Genomic DNA, 22,057 nt, shown 5'->3' with positions numbered 1-22,057 from the left:
ATTATTTTGGAGCTGCTTGAGCAGGAACAGCCGATAAATAAGGGGGCGTTTGTAAGACGACCAAGAGCATCCCTATCTTAGGGTGCGAGAATTGCAATCGTACTGGGATTAGCCCCGCTTTTGGGTCCCGAACAAACCATACAGACCCGGGATGAGGTGTTGCTTTTGCATCCTTAAAGGGAGACCCAATGGAAAAACCGCCAATCTGCTTTCCCGTAAAGTCGCATCGCATCGCATCCCCGGTATAGAAAGGGTGATGGTCTTTAGGGAGTGTTGTTTTAAAGGGGCCGTGCATATCCATGTAAGAAAGACGAATCCCATCAAAAACGGATTGCCCCGTAGTACAGCTCTGATGGACATCCATGTGATGGACTAACCCAATGAGATAGCTGAGCATATCCACAGACTGCCGGAACTCTACTTCTGGCATAGCCTCTCGCCCTGTTTCCGGCGGTTGAAGCACCGTGACATGAGGGCCTGCATGGTCGAACTCAATGTGTGTATGCAGCTCTTCTCCGCGAGAGAAGCCGCGATTATCATAAGACAAGGGCCGTGTGCCCGCTTCATTAAAATGACCTTGCGCGGTGCTGAGTAAATTAACTGTAAAAAACCAACTCGCTAAGCCAACGCTATAAAGATGCGTCTGTATGCCATAACCCCAGGGGTGAAGCACATAATCAGCATCAACATTTACAAAATGATAGCCACGTACATATATATTATAATGGAGATGAATATTCTGCCCTATAGGTTTTTCTTTAGCCACCATTGCAGGAGGTAAGGGAGATGACTGAGCCATCCCAACCCCCGCCCCCCAAAAGCAGCTCCCCCCTATTAAAAGGGCGGAGAGCCATGCGATGCGATAAAGACGTTTTATAAGGCGATTATACATCAAGATTAGCGACCTTTAGAGCATTATCGACGATAAACTCACGCCGAGGCTCCACAACATCCCCCATTAATGTAGAAAATACTTGGTCAGCATCCTCACTATCACCAACCTGTACTTGCAGAAGGGTACGAGTAGCCGGGTCGAGCGTTGTGTGCCAAAGCTGCTCATCATTCATCTCACCAAGGCCTTTAAAGCGGTTGATAGCCAACCCGCGCCGCCCTTGTGTGAGGACTTGCTCCATCAACAGCCCCGGACCAGAGAAATGATGTTCTTTCTGGTCTAATTGCAATGTGACGGGCTGGGCAAAAATCTGCGCTAACCATTCTTGCTGCATACGGAGACGCCGTGCCTCACTAGAACGCAGAAGCGTAGGCTCGAACACATAACGCTCCCCCACACCACGCAAGAAGCGGCGACATATGATGGCATCGCCCTCACATTGAACCTGCCAGCCTCGTTCATTCTCAGGCGAGACTTCTTCAAGCCGTGTACGAAAGCGATCAAGGGCTTGTTCACGCGCTGAAGCCTCAGCATCAATAATGCCACTCACAGCAGCTTGGTCCATAATCCACAGCGGAATCCGAGCAGAAAGCGCGCGCAAATCTTGAGCAATATTACTCAACCGGTCAATAACGACACGCAACGCCTCTCCTGTTAAGGATTGACCATCATGCTGCGTAAGAGCAGCGTTATGGAGGGCTTTATCGAGCAGATAAGCATCAAGAGCCGGCTCATCTTTAAGATACCGCTCCTCTTGCCCGCGTTTAGCGCGGAAAAGCGGTGGTTGCGCGATATAAAGATGCCCATTCTCAATAAGTTGCGGCATTTGACGGAAAAAGAAGGTCAATAACAAAGTCCGAATATGGGAGCCATCCACATCCGCATCAGTCATAATGACTATCTTATGGTAGCGAAGCTTCTCAATATTAAAGCCTCCCTGCTCTACAGGGCCATGGCCAATCCCTGTCCCAAGGGCTGTAATAAGTGTACCAATCTCCGCAGAGCTTAACATGCGGTCAAAGCGGGCGCGCTCGATATTGAGGATTTTACCACGTAACGGCAAAATCGCTTGGAAACGTCTATCCCGCCCTTGCTTGGCCGTTCCCCCAGCGGAATCCCCCTCAACGATAAATAATTCTGCGCCCTCTGGGTTACGCTCCTGACAATCGGCCAGCTTTCCCGGTAGGGAGGACACATCCAAAATACCCTTACGGCGTGTCAACTCACGAGCACGGCGAGCGGCCTCACGGGCATTAGCAGCATCGGCAATTTTCGCAATAACGGTGCGGCCTTCCTTCGGGTGGGTCTCAAACCAATGGCTAATCATATCAGCAGCAATAGTATGGACAACGGGCTGAACCTCGGAGGAAACTAACTTATCTTTAGTTTGGGAGGAGAACTTTGGGTCCGGCACCTTAACGGAGAGAACAGCAGAGAGACCCTCCCGCATATCCTCACCTGTAAGGTTATTTGTCTCTTTTCGACTACTTAATCGAGTCGCGTATTTCCCAACGGCGCGCGTCAAAGCTTGACGGAACCCCGCAAGATGCGTGCCCCCATCACGTTGAGGAATGTTGTTGGTAAAGCACAACATCGTCTCGTGGAAGCTATCATTCCAGCATAACGCAAACTCTACACGAATACCGGAGGCCTCATCTTGCAACTCTCCTGTGATGGGAGGATCAATTAAGGCTGTCTTGGAGCTATTGAGCCATTGAACAAAGGCTGTCAGCCCGCCCTCATAATGGAAGATAACTTCGCGTGGTTCGCTATGGCGTTCATCCCGCAAAATAATCCGCATACCGGAATTAAGGAACGCTAGCTCACGCACACGCCGCTCTAAGATACTAAAATCGAACTCCGTTTTGGAGAATGTCTCAGCACTTGGTTTGAACGTGACCTCTGTGCCACTTTCCTCAGAGGACTCCCCGACAACTTCGAGCGGTGCTACAGGCTCCCCGTGGCGGAAGCGGATAAGATGCTCTTTCCCTTGTCGCCAAATGCGTACATCCATCGTCTCTGAGAGAGCATTAACAACAGCAGCCCCCACCCCGTGCAACCCGCCAGAGACTTTATAGGAGTTTTGGTTAAACTTCCCTCCTGCATGCAGCTTAGTCAACACAACCTCGGCTGCACTGATTCCTTCTTCCTCATGCATATCTGTTGGGATGCCACGGCCATTATCACGCACCGTGACAGAGCCATCCCCATTTAGGGTTAATATGCAGTAGGACGCAAAGCCTGCTTGCACCTCATCCACGGCATTATCAATAATTTCAAACACCATATGATGCAGGCCAGAGCCATCATCCGTATCACCGATATACATGCCGGGACGTTTGCGGACAGCATCCAGCCCACGCAAGACGGAGATAGACGATGCGTCATATTCCTCATGGTTGGAAGAGGGAGTCTCCGGTTGGTTTTGGGATTCTGACATGCCTACGCATTACTCCGGTTTGAAAGAGACGGATTTTCCATGAATATACTGCGAGAACCCGCTTATGACCAGAGCTATTCCCTCCCCCTTTCTGGCAGGAGTGTTCCGTTACGAATGGTTATAAAATTTGCATGACCTCGCAGGGGGGAAAATAATGCGGCTTCTGTACCGGTTAAGAGTATGGTTGTTTTTAAGGCACGCAAACTTTCCATCAAATTAATACGCCGCTTTTCATCAAGATGAACTAGTGGTTCATCAAGCAAAATGAGCGGAGCATATCCTAAAAGATGCGTTATAGCTTCTGCATGGGACAGAATAATGCTTAGTAGCATGATTTTTTTCTGCCCACTGCTAGATTGTATAGCGTCCCGCCCTGTTGCTTGGTCTTTTAAACTCATATCGGCCCGATGTGCGCCGAGGGAGGTGCTTTTGCGGACTTGGTCTTGCTGGCGTGCTTGCTGGAGAGCCTGACGCAACCAGTCCTCAACCTCTATAGCTGGTTTTGTTCTAAGAGCCTCTGCAATGGGGCAATGCAGCTCTATCATCGTATGAGGAAAGGCCTTATTCCCAAAGGGAGTTGCCCCAAGAGTGTCTATCAGATTCATCCGGGCGACAGTTGCCGCTACAGCGTGACGACTTATGGATGTTTCGAGCGAATCAAGCCAAGCGGTTTCTTGAGGATGTTCTTGTAAGACACGGTTACGGCTCGTCACGGAGCGTTCATGTGCGATAAGCTGCTGGGTATGGTCTGGGATAAGAGCTACAGTAAGACGGTCTAAGAAACGCCTGCGCCCAGAGGCTCCGTCTAAAAACAAACGATCCATTTGCGGGGTAAGCCACACACAAGAATAAAGCTGAGCAATCTCTGCGTGGGTGCGTGGTTTTTCCCCATCTAGTAGAAAAACACGGCGACCCTTCCCCGCTGCAACCCCGGTAGCGAGCTGAAAATCATGTCCCCCCCTCTCCAAATGTGCAGCGACACCCCAATCTGTTGTCCCATGTCGTGGCAAAAGAGACGCTGGGGAGCTTAACAAGCCCTGCCCCGGGGCAAGGAGAGACAGGGCCTCTAAAAGATTAGTCTTCCCGCTGCCATTTTCTCCGGTGAGGACAGAGATACTGGCAGCGGGCTCCCAAACACGACGGCGATAATTACGGAAATCCGTTAAGGTAAGACGGTGTAACCGCAAGGCGGCACTTAAACCCGGATAGGCATAAGAACGTAAAGAACAGCAGGCTGCTCCGTATCGCGAATCAATGTCGGTGAGGAGCTATCCGCTAAAGCGAACTCCGCCTCCGCATCAATTTGGTCGGTAATATCCGTCAAATAGCGCGCTTGGAAGCCAATCTCCACGTCATCACTATCGTAACTAACGCTATTTTCATCCAACTCTTCTTGGGCAATCCCTTGGTCAGGGCTGATCGCTGAAAGCGTAAGATGATTCTTTGTTACCGTCAGCTTGATAGGGCGAGAACGCTCTTGGCTAATCGCTGCCACACGCCCAACGGCCGCGGCAAGATCCTGCTTGCTAACGCGCAAGATACGGCTGTTATTCTGCGGGATAACGCGTGAATATTCAGGAAAAGTCCCATCTACAAGTTTAGAGGTCAGCAAGATGGAGCCAATACGGAACTGGATGCGCGTTTCAGAAAGGGCCACCTCAACATCTGCGCCATCATTATCCAGTAGCTTTCGCACTTCTGTAACCGTTTTGCGCGGAACAATAATGCCGGGCATGGACTTAACACCGAGTGGGGCCTCTGTATCCACTTTGGCCAGACGATGCCCATCTGTCGCAACGGCACGAAGATAGTTCTTCTTACCCTCCAGCACGACATGGAGGTAAATCCCATTGAGGTAATAGCGTGTTTCCTCATTGGACATAGCAAAGCGCGTACGGTCAATGAGAGTACGCAACTCCCCTGCCTGGATGGTGAAATGATGAGGAAGGTCCCCTGCAACCATAGCAGGGAAATCATCCACCGGCAGGACATTCAAGCTCGTAGCATACCGCCCAGCCCGCAGGTGAAGTGGCTCTTCTGCGCTCTCCTGATTGAACTCAATCTCTGCACCATCGGGCAATTTACGGACAATCTCGAAAAGAACAGCAGCGGGAATGGTTACCGCACCTGCGCGTGTCGCTGTGGAAGGAATCTCCTCCACAACAGCAATTTCCATATCCGTAGCGGTTAAGCGGAGAGTCTCGCCATCATGTTCTAGCAAAACATTAGCAAGAATGGGGATGGTATTTCGCTTTTCGGCAACACCATTAACATGGGACAAAGCACGCAGAAGCGGCGCGCGATCAACCTTAAACTTCATGATAACCCCAAATCTTACCGAATGCGTGTAGTATGGCCTTCTAGCAAGGAAAAGAATATTTTGAAAGCGATTTTAGCTTTCTAGCATGTGCTTTAACAGCTCCACACTTTCTGCCAAACCGGGGTCTTGCTCCATAAGCTCTGCTACACGGTTGACGGCGTGCATAACGGTCGTGTGGTCCCGATTACCAAATTTACGGCCAATTTCTGGCAGGCTCCGGCTTGTGAGTTGCTTGGCAAGATACATAGCAATCTGTCGTGGCCGTGCAACAGCACGTGCCCTACGCGCGGAGGACATATCCGTTAGGCGGATATTAAAGTGCTCCACAACTTTCCGCTGAATCTCATCAATCGTAACGCGCCGTTCATGCGCCTTGAGCATGTCTTTGAGAACATCCTGCGTTGATTCCAGCGTAACAGGACGGCCAACCAAATCTGCATGAGCGATGAGGCGATTTAACGCGCCTTCCAGCTCACGCACATTAGTGGTGATTTTATGCGCTAAATATTCCAAAACCTTTGGTGGAACAGGAGTGCCCGATGCCTTCGCTTTTGCCTCAAGGATGGAAATACGCAACTCAAAGGTTGTCGCATGAATATCCGCGACCATCCCGCAACCTAGGCGAGTTCGTAGTCGGTCTTCCAACCCTGATAAGTCTGAGGGGCTTTTATCTGCACTGACAATAATTTGTCGCCCTGCATCAACAAGCGCATTAAATGTATGGAAGAACTCTTCTTGTGTACTATTCTTACCGATGAGGAACTGGAGGTCATCAATCATCAAAACATCAACAGACCTTAATTGTTCCTTAAACTCCATTTGAGATTTAGACTGCATGGACGCAATAAAACGATACATGAACTTTTCGGCCGACATATAAGCGACCGAAATATTACCCCGGCTCATAAGCTTTAGGCCGATAGCATGCATGAGATGGGTTTTGCCAAGCCCAACGCCACCATAAAGGAAAAGAGGGTTAAAGCCGGGGCTTGCTGGCTGGTCTGCTACCCGCCCTGCACACGCATAAGCGAATTCATTCGGCTTACCGACAACAAAATTATCAAAGGTAAAACGGCGATCCAACGGCACAGCGAGGTCATTACGCACATCCACGGAGGGACTAGCCGCAGTCGGGGAGGTCTCTTTTTCGGCATCCAAAGCCGCAGCATCTTCGCGAGCAAAAGCCGCTATGTCATGGGAGGACTTAGAAGACGGCGCATGGCTCCCATTCGACATAGGGGCGCGCTGTGCTTTTTTATCAATCTTTAACTCAACATGCTGCACATGCGGCGTTTCCTCCCGCCACAAAGTTTGCAGTCGCTGGCCATATTGCGTACGGACCCAATCCCTCAAAAAACGTTCTGGGAGATAGAGCGTAATCTCATCATCATCCAACGGCCCAAGCGTGATGCGCTGAATCCATGATTGGTACTCTACGTCTCCAACCTCGGCTTTTAAACGGTCACAAATACGGAGCCATGCGGCGTGGAGAGAAGCGGCATCAGCAGAGGCCATAGCAGCATCCTGAGCTTTTTCCACTTCTATTCTCCATTATAATTTATAAGTCACCAGCCAGAGTAATGCCCGCTGGAAGGCGCAATCAAGCTTTTTTGCCTATGCAAACAGGATATAGGCCATTTTCCCATAAAGAGGAACGGACAGCATATCACTGTTGACAGGAAAAAAGAACGCGCCCATAGGCGCGCCCCAAAATGCTCCGCCATAATATTAGCGGAGCAGTAGGTTACAAACCTAACCTCAGGCCGCAGACAGAGCCTTAATGCGAGCAGAAAGGCGGGAAAGCTTACGGCTAACCGTATTGCGTGCAATCACACCCTTACCAGCAGCGCGTTGCATCTCAGGCTGAGCAGCACGGAGAGCCTCGGCCGCTGCTGCCTTGTCGCCAGAAAGAATCGCTTTTTCGACAGACTTAATGAAAGTCCGCATACGAGACAGGCGAGACGCATTGCGCAGACGACGGCGTTCATTCTGACGGATGCGTTTACGGGCGGATGCGTTATTTGCCATGAGCTTCAAGTTTCCTGCGGATAGTTCGCTAAAAATGATGCTTGCCATCTACCCTTCTGTTTAAGTCTCGTCAAGCATTCTCTTTATTTTTCTGACAATGAGGGCAAAAGAAGGTTGAACGCCCATTTTGGGTTATACGTTCAATAAGCCTCTGCCGAGCAGCCTGCGTGCAGGATGGGCAAGGCTCTCCTTCCCTCCCATAAACAAGGTGAAGATTTTGAAATGCCCCCGGTGTACCGTCTGTATGCACATAATCCCGTAAGGTTGACCCTCCCGCTTTGATAGCAGCATCTAAAATCTCAATAATAGCGTGATGCAGCCTAACAGCATCTTGCTGGGTTAAGCTTTTTGCCTCCCTTTGGGGATGCAACCCCGCACGGAACAGGGCCTCACAAACATAGATATTGCCAAGCCCTACGATTTTCCTTTGGTCTAGCAAGGCCGTCTTTAACGGCATCCGTATTGTACGGCACAGCCCGTAAAGGTAATCTGCTGTAAAATGTGGCGATAGGGGTTCTATCCCAAGATGAGCAAGTTGAGGCTGCTGACTCTCCTCATCTGTGCGGAATAGAGCCACCATACCGAAACGGCGCGCATCAACAAAAGCAATACGCTGGTCATCATTCGTCCAAAATACGAGATGCTCATGTTTGCGCGAAGCGGGCGCGAAGATAGTCGGGTCGATAAAAAGACGGCCAGACATGCCGAGATGAATCAGTAGGCTCCACCCATGTTGAAAATCGATCAAGATGTATTTAGCCCGCCGCCGCAACGCTATAATGGGGTGATGAAGTGGAATCGTTGCCAGCCCAGCGGGAAAAGGGGTGCGTAAATTAGGGCGATTTACGTCAATCTTCCCAAAACTCCGCCCCATAAGGCAAGGCTTCATATTTTGAAGGATAGTTTCTACTTCTGGGAGTTCTGGCATAAATCCTCATAATGAGATAACGATGGTTTTATGACTGAGACCCATTCTTCCCATATTCCCTCCTCGCCGTCAGCCGATTTTGATAATGAGCGCGCTGATTTCGGCTATCGTGATGTTCCTCGCCACGAGAAGAAACCCCTTGTCAGGCAGGTTTTTGAAAGTGTTGCAGGAAAATATGACGTGATGAATGATGCGATGTCCCTAGGGATTCATCGCGTTTGGAAGCGCATTTTCGTCACTATGCTCTCGCCTCAACCCAACCATCACCTGTTGGATTTAGCCGGTGGGACGGGGGACATTACCTTTGGTTGGCTACGCCGTGGTGGAGGGCGCGCTGTCCTCTCAGATATTAACGAGGCCATGTTAGAGGTAGGACGGCAACGCGCTATCAATGCCGGTTTGATCGGGAAGATGGATGTGTGCGTCATTGATGCCGAATCACTCCCCTTCCCTGATGCCTCAATGGATAGGGTCTCCATGGCATTTGGATTGCGGAATTGTACGGATAAAGAGGCTGTATTGCGCGAAGTACGCCGCGTCCTAAAGCCCGGTGGTCGTTTTTTATGCCTTGAGTTCTCTAAAGTAGATATTGCAGCCCTCTCCGCGCTTTATGACCTCTGGTCCTTCCAGGTGCTCCCACGCATGGGCCAGATGATTGCTGGGGATGCGGAAAGCTACCAGTATCTCGCCGAGAGTATTCGTATGTTCCCAGACCAAGAGACATTAGCGGGAATGATGCGCCAAGCGGGGATGGAGCGTGTCTCTTACCAAAATCTCTCAGGTGGGATTGTCGCTATTCATTCTGGTTGGCGGCTTTGAGAGATGGCCCGTATTCTACTCATCATAAGCGGTGGTATTGCCGCTTATAAAGCGTTGGATGTTGCACGGCAGCTCAAGCGTGATGGGGTGGAGGTTGTCCCCGTCATGACGCATGCCGCTCATCATTTCATTACCCCTTTATCGGTAGAAGTGCTGTGCGGTCAGGCTGTTCATACAGAGCTTTTTCAACCGGGAGGTGAGAGTGATATCGGGCATATTTCTTTAGCGCGCTCGGCTGATGCTATTGTAGTATGCCCTGCAACAGCAAATCTCATGGCACGCATGGCGCATGGTATGGCTGATGACCTCGCAACAACTCTTTTACTCGCCACGGATGCCCCCATCTTACTCGCCCCTGCGATGAATCCGCATATGTGGGAGAATCCTGCCACACAAGCCAATGTAGCTCTATTGCAACAACGAGGCGCAAAGATAATCGGCCCTGCGCATGGTGATGTTGCCTGTGGGGAAACGGGACGTGGTCGTCTAGCCGATCCTGAGGTCATTCTTACTGCCATCCGAGACATTATCTCTCATAAGCAGGCTGATTTAAAAGGGCGGCGTATTTTGGTCACAGCCGGCCCTACAGTTGAACCGATTGACCCGGTGCGGTTTATATCAAACCGCTCATCAGGTTTGCAGGGCTATGCCATTGCAGAGGCCCTCGCTGCCCGTGGGGCGGAGGTGCATCTTATAAGTGGTCCTGTATCCTTACCAACCCCCCCTCATGTTACGCGGATTAATGTCCAAACAGCACAAGAGATGTATGAAGCTTGTTTGGCTCACTTACCCGTTGATGCTGCCATTTGCGTAGCCGCTGTAAGTGATTGGCGCGCTGATACGATACAAGCCCATAAAATCAAGAAAAAGGGGGATGAAGCCGCCCCTACCCTCTCCTTAGTGGAAAACCCCGATATTCTCGCTACCCTCTCACATGCAGAGCAACGGCCTACTTTGGTCGTGGGGTTCGCTGCTGAGACGACTCACCTACAAGACTATGCGCAGCAAAAGCGGCAAAAGAAGGGATGTGATTGGCTGTTAGCGAATGATGTCAGCAAGCATCAATTTGGCGGGGCAGAGAATCAAGTTCTATTCCTGACAGGCTCTGGGGTGGAACCATGGCCTGAAATGTCCAAGCAGGACCTTGCCCAGCACCTAGCAGATAAAATTGCTTCATTTTTTCATAAAGAGGCTCCTTAAATTATGTCAGCGTCTATAACGGTTCGTATTGTACGGCTGCCTCACGGCCACGATTTAGACCTCCCCGCTTATGGGACAGCCGGGGCAGCGGGGGTGGATATGCAAGCCGCTGTGGAGGCCCCCCTCACCATTAAAGCTGGGGAACGTGCTTTAATTCCCACCGGCTTGTCTATCGCCTTACCAGCAGGGTACGAATTACAAATCCGCCCACGCTCTGGCCTTGCGCTAAAATACGGGATTATGGTTCCCAATAGTCCCGGCACGATTGATGAAGATTATCGCGGGGAGATACGCATTATTCTCATCAATGCTGGGGCTGAGGATTTTGTGATACATCGTGGGATGAGGATTGCGCAGGCCGTCCTTGCGCCTGTTGTTAAAATAGCGTGGCAGGAATGTGAAAGCCTTGATACAACAGAGCGTGGCCATAACGGCTTTGGCAGTACGGGCCATTAATGGGAGTTTTTCTGCCCATGAGGAAGCATCTCCTCTCCTTTGCTCTTATCTCGCGCATTGAGGGCAGCTGTCTGCGTTGGTTGGTCGCACATGGCGGCAGTGGCTTATCCTGTTGTGCGTTAATGCTTGGGGCCTTATATGGGCTTTCCCTCGGCTTTGGCCTGAAGGCATTTGCCTTTCTTCCCCCATTATGGAACGCTGCCTTTTGGACGCTAGGCGAAGTCGCCGCTGCTTTGTTAGGCGCAGCTATCGGCCAGTTCGCCCTATTATCCCTTGCAGCTTATTCAGCTTTTATCAGGCGGGGCCTCTCTGCAGTAACAGTAATTTTGGCAGGGATTCCCTCCCTTTGTTTGCTTGGCTTATTCTCTGCCGTGCTTCCCTCCTTTTGGAGCATCGCATGTATGGCGGCTTTTAGCCTCATTGCACGCAGCTTATATGCAACTTTAAAGACAGGGCACGACATCCCAACAGAGTTTTTAAAGACAGCACGCGCATTACGGCTGGGTTATGGGCAGATGTTCTGGCGATTACATGTACCTTTTGCCTTCCCGGAGCTTGTGCAGTCTGTCTTGTTAAATCTCCCAGATTTCTGGCTTTGCCTCTTTGGGGGGGAATATCTGCTCGCCTTCTGCCATCCAGAATGGCATCCGGGTTTAGGAGGCTATGCCTATACGGCTTTAGTGCAACATCATATAGCGGCAATATGGCTTGTAATTATTATGAGCCTTGGTTTGATGGCCCTTGTTCAGCATGGCTTAATAGCCCCCTTGCTCGGGCATGGTAAACGCTATGCTGTGTGCAGCCTAGACAACTTCAAAAAAGTACCCCCTGAATCACGCTTGATGATGAAATGGCGTGATTATAGCGTTGTCTCACAAATGGTTATCCTCATTCTATCCGCTGGTTTTTTAACCTATCTGATGTGGCCATGGCCGGTTGATAGTCTCCGTTTTTTAGGGCCTCTGAGTTACGTTTTAGCGGCTGTCTGCATTATTGGGCTTTTCTGGGGCTATATAGGAGGCCTAATTTTAGGCTTACCTAAACCCTTCCAAAAGCTAATAAGTTATGTTGGCTTTGTTGTGAGCCTCTTTCCTATATATGTGATGTTCCCTTATTTAGAGAACATCATTCCTGCTATATCTTTACCAGCACTAGCATCATTAGGTATTGTAGGATGGAATGTCGCCTATAAATCGAAGAGGGAGAATATAAAACGACTATTCCTTATGGGCGAGCAATTACATTTACCCAGTTTTCCTCTATGGCAGAAGGTTAGATTGCCCTTACTATATCCCATCCTTTTTGAGTCCATTGCACTCGCCCTCCCTTTCTTTTGGGATAATGTGTATCTAGTGAGCTTTCTGGGCCATGATGGAGCACTATCGTCTCCAACATCTACACTTTATGCGATGGTGCATGGTCAATCTTATGGTCAAGAGATGCTCTTCCTCGCCTTAATGACCGCACTTGCCCTATCTGTACGCTGGGGAGTGTGTATGCCATTACAAGAGCGCGTAACGCGCCGTTATGGGATTTAACTCATGAATACACTTCTACGCCTGGTTGATTGCACACAAGTTGCTCAAAAGGCCCGTAACCAAGACCTTCCTATTGTTGAGCAGATTAATATGGAGGTGCAAGAGGGTGAGATTCTAGGCCTTGTGGGGCGTTCTGGCTCTGGTAAATCAAGCTTATTAAAAATCATGGCCGGGCTTGAGCAGCCTAAAACGGGCACTGTTTTTTGGAAGGATGATAAAGCCACTCCCCTAGCTTTGGAGGGGGTATCCATCATTTTGCAAGATGATGTTCTTTTCCCGTGGTTGACCGTACGGGAGAATATTCTCCTTGCCCTAGAAGCTAAACGCCAACCCAAGGCAGAGCGGGAAAAAATAGCCAGTGCGATTATCGAGGTGTTGGATATGGATGGCTATGAGGGGGCTTATCCGAGAGAATTATCCGATGCGTTAGCAGAGCGTACCTCTCTGACACGTGCCCTAGCTCGCCAACCTGAGATTTTGTTACTAGATGAGCCTTTTTTAAATATTGACCATCTGAGTGCCGAAAATCTACGAACCGATTTGATTGAATTATGGCAGGAACATCGCCTAGGCCCGCTTAAAGCTATGGTTCTCGCAACCCATGCGATTGAAGAAGCCGTTTTAATGTGTGACCGGATATTGCTCTTTTCATCGGGGCCGGGGCGCATCACGCATGAAATCCGTGTCCCCTTCCCGCACCCACGTAACCGGCATGATGAGCAGTTCCGTCATTTTGTGGACCAGATTTATACATTGATGACCTTGCGCGCCCCTAGTGTCTCGGAGGCGGAAGCCATGCCATCGGCAGAGATACAGGATGAAAGCGAGCTGTTCCTTGTCTTGCCTGATTTATCTATCGAGATGTTGGTCGGACTTATGGAAGCGTTGGAACATGCGCCTCATTCTGGCCGTGCTGACCTCCCAGAATTAGCCCAACATCTCCAAATGACCTTGGATGACCTTTTCCCATTAGGAGAAACATTGCAATTATTGGACTTCGCTGACCTTGAGGATGGCGATATTATCTTAACCCAAACCGGACGTACCTTTGTGGAGGCCGATGCTGATGCACGGCGCGATATTATGCGTGCCGCTCTGCTCCATGCTGTTCCACTGTTAAAATTGATTCGCGGCACATTGGATGAACGCAACAGCCACGCTATTGATGCAGACGTCTTTCGGCGGCGATTGGAAGAGTCTATGTCGATAAGCTTTGCTCGGCAGACATTGAACACGGCCATCTCATGGGCACGTTATGCCAATCTGTTCGATTATGATGAGGAGACGGACCGCATCTTACTAGAAAGTGAAGAATAACAGCCCGCCACCTTTTTAGGGGTTGGGGAAAGACTATCCTAGTCTGCTGGCTTTAGACGATCGCGATAAAGCTTGCGTGCCTTAGCAACCTTAGGGGCCACTACGGCGGCGCAATAAGCGGTTTCGGGGTTGCGCGCAAAGTAATCATGGTGGTCTGCTTCGGCCTCCCAAAAATGAGCCGGACCTTCAATCGCTGTTACGATGGGGTCACTCCAAATCCCTTGCGCAGCAATTTCATCACGAATTGTCCGCGCTATGGCTTGCTGGGCCTCATCTCCAAAAATAACGGACCGATATTGCGTCCCCACATCATCGCCTTGTCGATTAAGCTGTGTTGGGTCATGCGTGGTGAAGAAAACACGTAGAATATCTTCAAGGCTAATCTCGCGCGGATCAAAACGAAGCTCTACAACTTCCGTATGGCCTGTATGGCCTGTGCATACCTCTTTGTACTGTGGATGCTCCGTATGCCCGCCTGCATAACCGGGTTTAGCGGTTATAACACCACGCAATCCCTTAAAAATCGCCTCAACACACCAGAAGCAACCGCCTCCGAGGATAATTGATGATGCCTCTGCCATAACGCCTCTTTGTCTCATAAATCAGTCCCCTATCATATGGGGAGCTAAATGCATTTAGCTAGGGGAGCAAAGGGAAATGAGAGAGATGCTTTTCACATCTTTCATTTTTCTTATTTTATGTTACCTATTCTTACCACAACATGCCTTTGAGCGTTTCTTTTTAAACGAGGTTCTTCATGCCCGCCTATCGTTCTCATACTAGTACTCACGGCCGCAATATGGCGGGGGCTCGCGCTCTATGGCGTGCAACCGGCATGAAGGATGATGATTTTAATAAACCCATTATCGCCATCGCTAATTCCTTTACCCAATTTGTTCCCGGTCATGTTCACCTCAAAAATATGGGGGCATTAGTCGCATCCGCTGTGGAAGAAGCCGGCGGTGTTGCTAAGGAGTTTAATACAATCGCCGTGGATGATGGCATCGCGATGGGTCATGGCGGGATGCTCTATTCCCTCCCCTCGCGGGAATTGATTGCTGATTCTGTGGAATATATGGTCAATGCCCATTGTGCCGATGCGTTAGTCTGCATCAGTAATTGTGATAAGATTACGCCGGGCATGTTAATGGCCTCGCTTCGGCTGAATATCCCGACCGTTTTTGTCTCTGGTGGCCCTATGGAGGCTGGCAAAGCGGATATGAACGGCATTGAGCGCGCAGTGGACCTTGTAACCTCCATGGTAGCCGCAGCAGATGAGCGCATTAGTGATGATGTTTCCGCCCAAGTAGAGCGGTCAGCCTGCCCAACATGTGGGTCTTGCTCTGGGATGTTCACCGCTAATTCTATGAACTGCTTGACAGAGGCTTTAGGGCTGTCTCTACCGGGCAATGGGTCCCTTCTGGCAACGCATAGTGAGCGGAAAAACCTCTTTCTTGAGGCTGGCCGTTTGAGCGTTGAGCTTGCCCGCCGTTGGTATGAGCAAGAAGATGAGCGCGCGCTCCCCCGTGGGATTGCGACAAAAGCAGCCTTTACCAATGCTATGACGTTAGATATCGCCATGGGAGGCTCCACCAACACCGTGCTGCATCTCCTCGCCGCCGCACACGAGGCAGGCGTTGATTTTAAGATGAGCGATATTGATGCTCTCTCCCGCAAAGTGCCACATCTCTGCAAAGTTTCGCCTTCTGTACCGAATGTTCATATGGAAGATGTCCACCGCGCTGGGGGGATTCCAGCCATCCTTGGGGAGTTAGACCGTGCTGGTTTGATTGATACGAGTGCGGCTACTGTTCATACGCCCAGCTTAAAAGAAGCCCTTGCAGAATGGGATATTGCCCATGGTAAGGAGAAAGCAACAGCCTTCTTTAAAGCCGCACCGGGTGGTGTGAGAACTGTTGAGGCCTTTTCCCAAAAAAGCCAATATAAAACATTGGATACAGACCGTCAGGCTGGTGTATTGCGGGATAAGGATCATGCTTTCTCCCAAGATGGTGGGTTAGCTGTCCTTTATGGTAATTTAGCAACGGATGGAGCCATCGTAAAAACAGCGGGCGTTGCTGAGAATATCCTGACATTCAAAGGGCGCGCTCGAGTGTTTGATAGCCAAGATGCCGCCGTCACAGCCATTTTGGGTAAGCAGATTATCCCCGGCGATGTTGTTGTCATCCGTTATGAAGGCCCCAAAGGTGGACCGGGCATGCAGGAAATGCTTTATCCAACCAGCTATTTGAAATCTATGGGGTTGGGAGAAGCCTGTGCCCTCATTACTGATGGCCGCTTCTCTGGGGGGAGCTCTGGCCTCTCTGTTGGACATATGTCACCAGAAGCCGCAGAGGGTGGCTTAATCGGCCTTGTTGAGGAAGGCGATGCCATCGTCATTGATATTCCCAAACGCGTCTTACATTTGGACGTTCCCGCAACGGAGATTGAAGCGCGGCGTGCAGCTATGGACGCCAAAGGGGCCGCAGGCTGGCAACCACAGCGTGAGCGTATTGTGTCCACTGCTCTAAAAGCTTATGCCGCCATGACGACCAGCGCAGCACATGGGGCTGTGCGCGACCTATCTCAGATTATTATCAAAAAACGCTCCGTCTAAGCGTTAAGATTCCCCATAAAAAAGCCTGCCTCCAAAAGGGCAGGCTTTTTGATTCAGCATGATGCAACGCCTAGCTAATCCGGCTTAAAGCGGTTTTTTGTTTCTTCAACTCATGCAGGAAGGTTTCCAACCGCTCCCGGTTCTCTTGCACAACTTCCGCTTTAGCACGCGCGACAAAGTTCTCGTTAGAGAGCTTCTTTTCAACCTTCCCAATCTCGCTTTCAAGACGGGCAATTTCCTTATTCAAGCGCGTCTTTTCAGCTTCGAGGTCGATCACACCTTCAAGCGGCATGAAAATGGTTGCCTCATCTAAGATGATTTGCGCGGCCATTTTCGGCGGCTCATTGGTAAGAACTGTCACTTCAGACGCACGCGCCATTTGATCAATCGCCGCTTTCCAGCTCTGGGCACGCTCAATTGTCTGAGCCGAAGCATCACGCAAGAGAAGTGGTGCCTTTTGTGAAGGCGGCACGTTCATCTCTGCCCGCACGGTTCGCACCTCACTAATGAGACGAACCACCCAATTCACTTCATCCGCGGCAGCGTGAGCCTCTTTCCTCTCTGGAATAGTCGGCCAGTGCCCCACAATGGAGGCCCCATGATACCCCAATTTCTGCCATAAGGTTGCTGTGACAAAAGGAATAACGGGGTGCATCATCTGTAAGATGACACCCAGAACATAGGCAGCGGCTGCTTTTAACTCCTCCGCCTCGGCCCCACCGCTGCGGAAAACAGGTTTGGAAAACTCGACAAACCAATCACAAAAGATGTTCCAGACGAACTGATAACAGCAGCGCGTATAATCATCAAAGCGTGATGCTTCCAGCGCGGCATCAGCTTGCACAACAGCCTTGCGCGCTTCCTCCACAATCCAACGCGCTAATGTTGATTGCACCTTAGCTGGATTAAACTCTAAGTGGGGCTTCACACCATTCATCTGCAAAAAGCGTGAGGCATTCCACAACTTGGTGATGAAAGCACGATGCTCCTCCACCTTGCCACGCCCAAGCTTAATATCACGCCCCAACCCGGCCCCGGCCGCAATAGCCAGACGTGTCGCATCAGCCCCATATTCGGCAATCAAATCCAGCGGATCAATCCCATTGCCGCGGGACTTGGACATTTTTTGCCCTTTTTCATCCCGCACCAGCCCATGAATAAGAATCTTCTGGAAGGGCACCTTCCCCATAAAGTGAAGGCCCATCATCATCATCCGCGATACCCAGAAGAAGATAATATCAAACCCTGTGACCAATGTGCTGGTTGGGTAATAGAACTCTAATGCCTCTGTCTTATCCGGCCATCCCAAGGTCGTAAACGGCCATAAGGCTGAGCTGAACCATGTATCAAGTACATCCTCATCCTGCGTTAAGGATACAGAAGGGCCCGCTTGTTGTTGGGCTTCTTCCGCGCTCTCTGCCACATAAGTTTTGCCATCGGAGCCATACCATGCGGGGATTTGGTGCCCCCACCATAATTGACGGCTAATACACCATGGTTGAAGCTCTCGCATCCACGCGAAGAAAGTGTTCTCCCACTGGCGTGGCTCAAAGCTCATAGCCCCGTTTTTAACCGCATCAACAGCAGGTTGAGCGAGTTTGGGTGCATCGCAATACCATTGCAGTGTCAGACGTGGCTCTACAACAGCCCCCCCACGCTCCGCAGTCGGGACCTGTAGAGTATGCGGCTCGATTTTCTCCAGCCATTCCATCGCCTCAAGCCGCGCGATAATCTTTTTACGCGCTTCATCGCGATGTAGCCCTTCTAGGGAATGGACAAACTCTAAATCGCTAATGCCATCATGCTGGATGAACTCTCCACGCACCTCATCCAGCCAAATGCAGGCCCCTTCATCAAGAATAGTTGGGGCAGGGAGATTATGCCGCTTACCGACCTCAAAATCATTAAAATCATGAGCAGGAGTAATCTTAACAGCCCCTGTTCCCTTTTCTGGATCGGAATGTTCATCCGCTACAATGGGGATAGAACGCCCCGTTAGAGGCAATATAACCTTCTGCCCGATGAAGGCTTGGTAACGCTCATCTTCTGGATTCACCGCTACGGCAACATCACCCAGCATAGTTTCTGGCCGGGTCGTGGCGATGGTGATATGCGCTCCGCTCTCTAACGGGTAGCGGATATACCACATAGAGCCTTTAGTCTCTTTATTATCCACCTCTAAATCGGAAATCGCAGAACGAAATACCGGGTCCCAATTCACCAAACGGCGGTCCCGATAAATAAGCCCCTCTTTATGGAGCTGAACAAAGACCTTACGCACCGCGCGTGAGAGGCCTGCATCCATCGTAAAGCGTTCACGCGTCCAATCAGCAGAGGCCCCTAACCTGCGTAATTGCTTGATAATCGTGCCGCCATATTCATTCTTCCACTCCCAGACGCGCTCAATGAAGCGCGGGCGGCCCAGCTCTTTACGGTTTATGCCCTCTTTGTCCAAAGCACGCTCAACCACCATTTGGGTAGCGATACCGGCATGGTCTGTGCCGGGTTGCCATAAAACATTCGCCCCTTTCCCCCGCTGCCAGCGAATAAGAATATCCTGCAAGGTAAAGGTCAGAGCATGGCCGAGATGGAGTGTCCCCGTCACATTCGGCGGCGGGAACATGATGGAATAGGCTGTGCCCTTATCCTCAGGGTGAGCCTCAAAAATACCAGACTCTTCCCATTGCTTATAAAGCGTATTTTCATAATCAGCCGGGGTGAAGGCCTTCTCTAACTCAGAGGCGGCTAAGGGTGTGTGGGAGGTCTGTTTAGGCATGCGCTCACATCTTAATACATGGTCTTCATTGATAAGACCTTCATATCATCGACCGTGAGGCTTGCCGATAGGCCGCCCTTAGAAAAACCCCTTTTATCGTCCCGGAATATTCGTTTTATAATCGCCAACGCCCCATAGACGGGTCTTCACAGCGTTATAATAGGCTTTTTCATCATAAAGTGGGACATCCAATTTCAGATCAATCGCCGTGAGACGACCCATGGCGCGCGCAATATCGTAAGATGATGTCACCAAAGCTGCTGCATTTTGAATTAAAAGACGCTGAGCTTGCAATAAAGATTGCTGCTGCTGAAGAACAGATAAGGTTGTCGCTGTCCCCATCAGAGCTTGCCGCTCCACCCCAGCAAGGGCAGCCAAATTAGAGGAGACAGCAACTTTATTGCTTTTTAGCGTTTCTTGCGTTGCTATATAATATTGCCAGCTAGATGATGTTTGTTGCAGAGCCAAACGCCGCTGTACATCTACCTCATGTCGTGCTGCAATAGCTGTTTGCCGTGCCTGACGTACCGCCGAATATTCACTGCCCCCCTGATAAATAGGCACTTGCAACGTCAGAGACGCAAACTTGTTATCTTGCAAAGAATCATCTGATGCTTGGTCCCTAGAGCGTTGATACCCTAAGCCTGCTGTAATCTTCGGCAAAATAGCAGCCATTTGGACGGAGATATTATCCTTCTGCTGCGCCTCGTTAAAAAGTGCGGCAATCACATTCGGATTGTTCCGCACAGCTTCATCCACAGCTTCCTTTTCTGTCCGTACAGGTAGGGCCAAAGGCTGAGGTGGCACGAGATCCGGCGGAGCCGGAACACCAATGGTCTGTAAATAACTTGCTTGTGCCGCTTGGAATGTTCCCTCAGCCTGCTGACGTTCCGCCGTGGCGGTAGCCAAAGCCCCTTGCGCCTGCGCAACATCAGTACGGCTTAGCTCCCCAAGACGAAAACGGCGATTCGTAGCGTCAAGTTGTTGCTGTAAGGACCGCTCGTTATTAATACTCACCTGAAGGAGTTGCTTATTACCAACAACCTTCACAAAAGCTTCCATCGCATTATATAAAACTTGCTGCTCAGTCGCGATGAGGCGGGCACGTTGAGCAAAAATCTGGTTCTTAGCCATATGAATGCCCGCAACCGTCTTACCACCTTGATAAATTGGCTGCGTAACAGAGACACTAGCATTATAACCGCCATTGCTATAACGCTGCTCGTTCGGGATTTTTACGTTGCGCCCCATCAACTCAGTTAACTGACTATAACGGCTACTCCCTTTATAATAGGTTAAACCCGCACTGCCAGTAATGGTCGGACGCCAACCGGCCATAGCGGCGGACATTTGCTCATCCACAGCACGCAACTGCGCCCTTGCTTCACGCAGCTGAGGATTGGTTAGATACGCCATAGAGAGGGCTTCTTTTAATGTATGAGGGATAAACTCGGAGCGACCTGCCCCCTCAATCGTCTGCGCGGACGCATAACCAGCCCCCAGCCCTAAGCTTGTAATAAGCCCTAGTCCAAGCTGAATAGACCGTCTATTTTTCAAAAATGCCAAGAGAGGGAATGTCATAGCGATAATCTGTCAGGGCCTGCAGTTACAAAAAACCATTGGCGTGAGTATAAGGCAGAACAGGGTGAAAAATAAGTAAAAAAAATCTTGAATGTTTTTTCCCTATTGACCGGAGCGACATAATCTTTAATAGAGAGAGCGCAGCTGAGGTCTGGTGGCAGAATGGCTATGCATCGGACTGCAAATCCGCGTATGTGGGTTCGATTCCCGCCCAGACCTCCACAGTGTTATCTCGCTCTCTTCCAGTGCGCCCCCTGCCCCTTGAGTAACGGCCTTTCTCAGGGTATCGGCTGTCCCGATTAGTTCCGACGCGCCCCGGTGTATCCCATGATTTTGAGAAGGTATGCTGACAGGCATAGCGTTGAGGCGGGATAGGTAACAGAAACTGGTTTGGCCCAACGGGCCTAAGTTACAGCCAATAAAGTTCGAACAATAATATCCAAAGATAACGCTAGCAGAGGCCAGACGCCTGCGAGATAAAGCTAGGGCTGAGTTTACCATGGCCGTATCATAAAGAACCACTCCTTCGCCCAGACATCGCCTTCTGGCAACCTCTTATATTAGAGAGCAAATACGCTCCTGCAAACTGGCTTCCCCCAGAAAATAAGCCAAGTAGCCTCACCAACCAAAGCCATCAGCTTATCAGCAAAGCCCCTTGGGATGGCCTGTGGCTACCCATCGCCATCCAACATGAAGTTTCAACAGAAATGCAAGAAGGCAAATGGCACACAACCATAGATTGCATCCGCACCAATCTCGGCCAAAAACCATCTCACAACGGAGCAACCTAACCCCCTGCTCTACCATCCCTCCCGCGGATCATGATTCATATTATCCACATCACAAACCCCATCACCAACACCACTACCACCACCACCATTAGGATAGCCCCCAATGGTATAATACCCCTTATTTATCGCATCTACATGATGGGTAATATCTCCCCACTCATACCCCATATTATCCAACAACCCCCCTACAATAACCGCACAACGCCAATAACGCCCCTTCTGGGAAAGAACTAAATCTGCCGCATCCTCAGCATGATCCCATCGGACGCCCGCTTTCTTCAACCTCTTAATCGTTCCCTTCCGGTCCTCCCGAAAAGCCTTCAATAACCGCTCAATCGATGGCGCATAAGGGTC

General features: G+C 50.3%; 17 protein-coding genes and 1 tRNA gene. 7 read left to right on the top strand and 11 right to left on the bottom strand.

Annotated features, from left to right (window positions below):
- Nucleotide 1 precedes the first annotated feature (1 nt).
- The 7 genes from NQF89_RS02080 to mutM form a co-directional block, all read right to left on the bottom strand.
- Nucleotides 2-799, bottom strand: coding sequence for a DUF3108 domain-containing protein (locus NQF89_RS02080; protein ID WP_266137396.1), 798 nt, complete (start codon nt 797-799; stop codon nt 2-4).
- Between the two features lie 85 nt (nt 800-884).
- Complete coding sequence (gyrB, locus tag NQF89_RS02075) at nt 885-3,332, bottom strand: DNA topoisomerase (ATP-hydrolyzing) subunit B (protein WP_266137395.1); 2,448 nt, start codon at nt 3,330-3,332, stop codon at nt 885-887.
- A gap of 74 nt (nt 3,333-3,406) precedes the next feature.
- Complete coding sequence (gene recF, locus NQF89_RS02070; RefSeq protein WP_266137394.1) at nt 3,407-4,519, bottom strand: DNA replication/repair protein RecF; 1,113 nt, start codon at nt 4,517-4,519, stop codon at nt 3,407-3,409.
- An 8-nt stretch (nt 4,520-4,527) separates the two neighbouring features.
- Nucleotides 4,528-5,652: a DNA polymerase III subunit beta gene (gene dnaN / locus NQF89_RS02065; protein WP_155573192.1), complete on the bottom strand. Its 1,125-nt coding sequence runs from the start codon at nt 5,650-5,652 to the stop codon at nt 4,528-4,530.
- A gap of 72 nt (nt 5,653-5,724) precedes the next feature.
- On the bottom strand, nt 5,725-7,167 hold the full coding sequence (gene dnaA, locus NQF89_RS02060; protein ID WP_155579462.1) for a chromosomal replication initiator protein DnaA: 1,443 nt from the start codon (nt 7,165-7,167) through the stop codon (nt 5,725-5,727).
- A 243-nt stretch (nt 7,168-7,410) separates the two neighbouring features.
- Entirely contained in the window at nt 7,411-7,680 is a 270-nt protein-coding gene (gene rpsT / locus NQF89_RS02055; RefSeq protein WP_155573191.1) for a 30S ribosomal protein S20, read from the bottom strand.
- Nucleotides 7,681-7,750: 70 nt separating this feature from the next.
- Nucleotides 7,751-8,608 (bottom strand): bifunctional DNA-formamidopyrimidine glycosylase/DNA-(apurinic or apyrimidinic site) lyase, encoded by an 858-nt coding sequence (mutM, locus tag NQF89_RS02050; RefSeq protein ID WP_266137393.1) that lies wholly within the window; start codon nt 8,606-8,608, stop codon nt 7,751-7,753.
- A gap of 30 nt (nt 8,609-8,638) precedes the next feature.
- Here mutM and NQF89_RS02045 point away from each other — a divergent pair, with 30 nt between their 5' ends.
- From NQF89_RS02045 to NQF89_RS02025, 5 genes are read left to right on the top strand one after another with little or no spacing between them, the layout of a single operon-like run.
- Nucleotides 8,639-9,427, top strand: a complete 789-nt coding sequence (locus NQF89_RS02045; protein WP_099027325.1) for a class I SAM-dependent methyltransferase — start codon at nt 8,639-8,641, stop codon at nt 9,425-9,427.
- 3 nt (nt 9,428-9,430) lie between these two features.
- Entirely contained in the window at nt 9,431-10,627 is a 1,197-nt protein-coding gene (gene coaBC, locus NQF89_RS02040) for a bifunctional phosphopantothenoylcysteine decarboxylase/phosphopantothenate--cysteine ligase CoaBC (RefSeq protein ID WP_266137392.1), read from the top strand.
- Nucleotides 10,628-10,630: 3 nt separating this feature from the next.
- Nucleotides 10,631-11,083 carry a dUTP diphosphatase gene (gene dut, locus NQF89_RS02035; protein ID WP_266137391.1) on the top strand — a complete coding sequence of 151 codons (453 nt, stop codon included), beginning with the start codon at nt 10,631-10,633 and terminating at the stop codon, nt 11,081-11,083.
- 17 nt (nt 11,084-11,100) lie between these two features.
- Nucleotides 11,101-12,621 (top strand): ABC transporter permease subunit, encoded by a 1,521-nt coding sequence (locus tag NQF89_RS02030; protein ID WP_266137390.1) that lies wholly within the window; start codon nt 11,101-11,103, stop codon nt 12,619-12,621.
- 3 nt (nt 12,622-12,624) lie between these two features.
- On the top strand, nt 12,625-13,938 hold the full coding sequence (locus NQF89_RS02025; RefSeq protein ID WP_099027329.1) for an ABC transporter ATP-binding protein: 1,314 nt from the start codon (nt 12,625-12,627) through the stop codon (nt 13,936-13,938).
- Nucleotides 13,939-13,976: 38 nt separating this feature from the next.
- On the opposite strand, the gene msrA is transcribed toward NQF89_RS02025, so the two are convergent.
- Nucleotides 13,977-14,519, bottom strand: a complete 543-nt coding sequence (gene msrA, locus NQF89_RS02020) for a peptide-methionine (S)-S-oxide reductase MsrA (RefSeq protein ID WP_155579325.1) — start codon at nt 14,517-14,519, stop codon at nt 13,977-13,979.
- A gap of 176 nt (nt 14,520-14,695) precedes the next feature.
- Between msrA and ilvD the strand changes: the two genes are divergently transcribed.
- Nucleotides 14,696-16,555 carry a dihydroxy-acid dehydratase gene (ilvD, locus tag NQF89_RS02015; protein WP_266137389.1) on the top strand — a complete coding sequence of 620 codons (1,860 nt, stop codon included), beginning with the start codon at nt 14,696-14,698 and terminating at the stop codon, nt 16,553-16,555.
- 70 nt (nt 16,556-16,625) lie between these two features.
- Here the strand turns inward: ilvD and NQF89_RS02010 are convergent, their stop codons facing one another.
- Both NQF89_RS02010 and NQF89_RS02005 read right to left on the bottom strand, forming a co-directional pair.
- The gene (locus NQF89_RS02010) at nt 16,626-19,331 is read right to left on the bottom strand and encodes a valine--tRNA ligase (RefSeq protein WP_266137388.1); all 2,706 of its coding nucleotides are present in this window, start codon (nt 19,329-19,331) and stop codon (nt 16,626-16,628) included.
- A gap of 93 nt (nt 19,332-19,424) precedes the next feature.
- Nucleotides 19,425-20,912: a TolC family outer membrane protein gene (locus tag NQF89_RS02005; RefSeq protein WP_155579322.1), complete on the bottom strand. Its 1,488-nt coding sequence runs from the start codon at nt 20,910-20,912 to the stop codon at nt 19,425-19,427.
- Between the two features lie 148 nt (nt 20,913-21,060).
- Here NQF89_RS02005 and NQF89_RS02000 point away from each other — a divergent pair.
- Nucleotides 21,061-21,134: transfer RNA gene (locus NQF89_RS02000), tRNA-Cys, on the top strand.
- A 578-nt stretch (nt 21,135-21,712) separates the two neighbouring features.
- On the opposite strand, the gene NQF89_RS01995 is transcribed toward NQF89_RS02000, so the two are convergent.
- On the bottom strand, nt 21,713-22,057 hold a 345-nt coding region (locus NQF89_RS01995; RefSeq protein WP_266137387.1), incomplete at its 5' end, for a hypothetical protein.

The organism is Bombella pollinis, assembly GCF_026385485.1.
GTDB lineage: Bacteria > Pseudomonadota > Alphaproteobacteria > Acetobacterales > Acetobacteraceae > Bombella > Bombella pollinis.
The sequence above is the reverse complement of the archived record's forward strand: the minus strand, read 5'-3'. Positions and strand labels throughout refer to the sequence as shown.

Excerpts from the sequence above, each read along its gene's own strand:
- dut (WP_266137391.1), top strand. The coding sequence starts at position 10,631 with ATGTCAGCGTCTATAACGGTTCGTATTGTACGGCTGCCTCACGGCCAC.
- NQF89_RS02005 (WP_155579322.1), bottom strand. The coding sequence starts at position 20,912 with ATGACATTCCCTCTCTTGGCATTTTTGAAAAATAGACGGTCTATTCAG.
- msrA (WP_155579325.1), bottom strand. The coding sequence starts at position 14,519 with ATGGCAGAGGCATCATCAATTATCCTCGGAGGCGGTTGCTTCTGGTGT.
- dnaA (WP_155579462.1), bottom strand. The coding sequence starts at position 7,167 with ATGGCCTCTGCTGATGCCGCTTCTCTCCACGCCGCATGGCTCCGTATT.
- NQF89_RS02080 (WP_266137396.1), bottom strand. The coding sequence starts at position 799 with ATGGCTCAGTCATCTCCCTTACCTCCTGCAATGGTGGCTAAAGAAAAA.
- NQF89_RS02030 (WP_266137390.1), top strand. The coding sequence starts at position 11,101 with ATGAGGAAGCATCTCCTCTCCTTTGCTCTTATCTCGCGCATTGAGGGC.
- dnaN (WP_155573192.1), bottom strand. The coding sequence starts at position 5,652 with ATGAAGTTTAAGGTTGATCGCGCGCCGCTTCTGCGTGCTTTGTCCCAT.
- NQF89_RS02025 (WP_099027329.1), top strand. The coding sequence starts at position 12,625 with ATGAATACACTTCTACGCCTGGTTGATTGCACACAAGTTGCTCAAAAG.
- ilvD (WP_266137389.1), top strand. The coding sequence starts at position 14,696 with ATGCCCGCCTATCGTTCTCATACTAGTACTCACGGCCGCAATATGGCG.
- rpsT (WP_155573191.1), bottom strand. The coding sequence starts at position 7,680 with ATGGCAAATAACGCATCCGCCCGTAAACGCATCCGTCAGAATGAACGC.
- coaBC (WP_266137392.1), top strand. The coding sequence starts at position 9,431 with ATGGCCCGTATTCTACTCATCATAAGCGGTGGTATTGCCGCTTATAAA.
- mutM (WP_266137393.1), bottom strand. The coding sequence starts at position 8,608 with ATGCCAGAACTCCCAGAAGTAGAAACTATCCTTCAAAATATGAAGCCT.
- gyrB (WP_266137395.1), bottom strand. The coding sequence starts at position 3,332 with ATGTCAGAATCCCAAAACCAACCGGAGACTCCCTCTTCCAACCATGAG.
- NQF89_RS02010 (WP_266137388.1), bottom strand. The coding sequence starts at position 19,331 with ATGCCTAAACAGACCTCCCACACACCCTTAGCCGCCTCTGAGTTAGAG.
- NQF89_RS02045 (WP_099027325.1), top strand. The coding sequence starts at position 8,639 with ATGACTGAGACCCATTCTTCCCATATTCCCTCCTCGCCGTCAGCCGAT.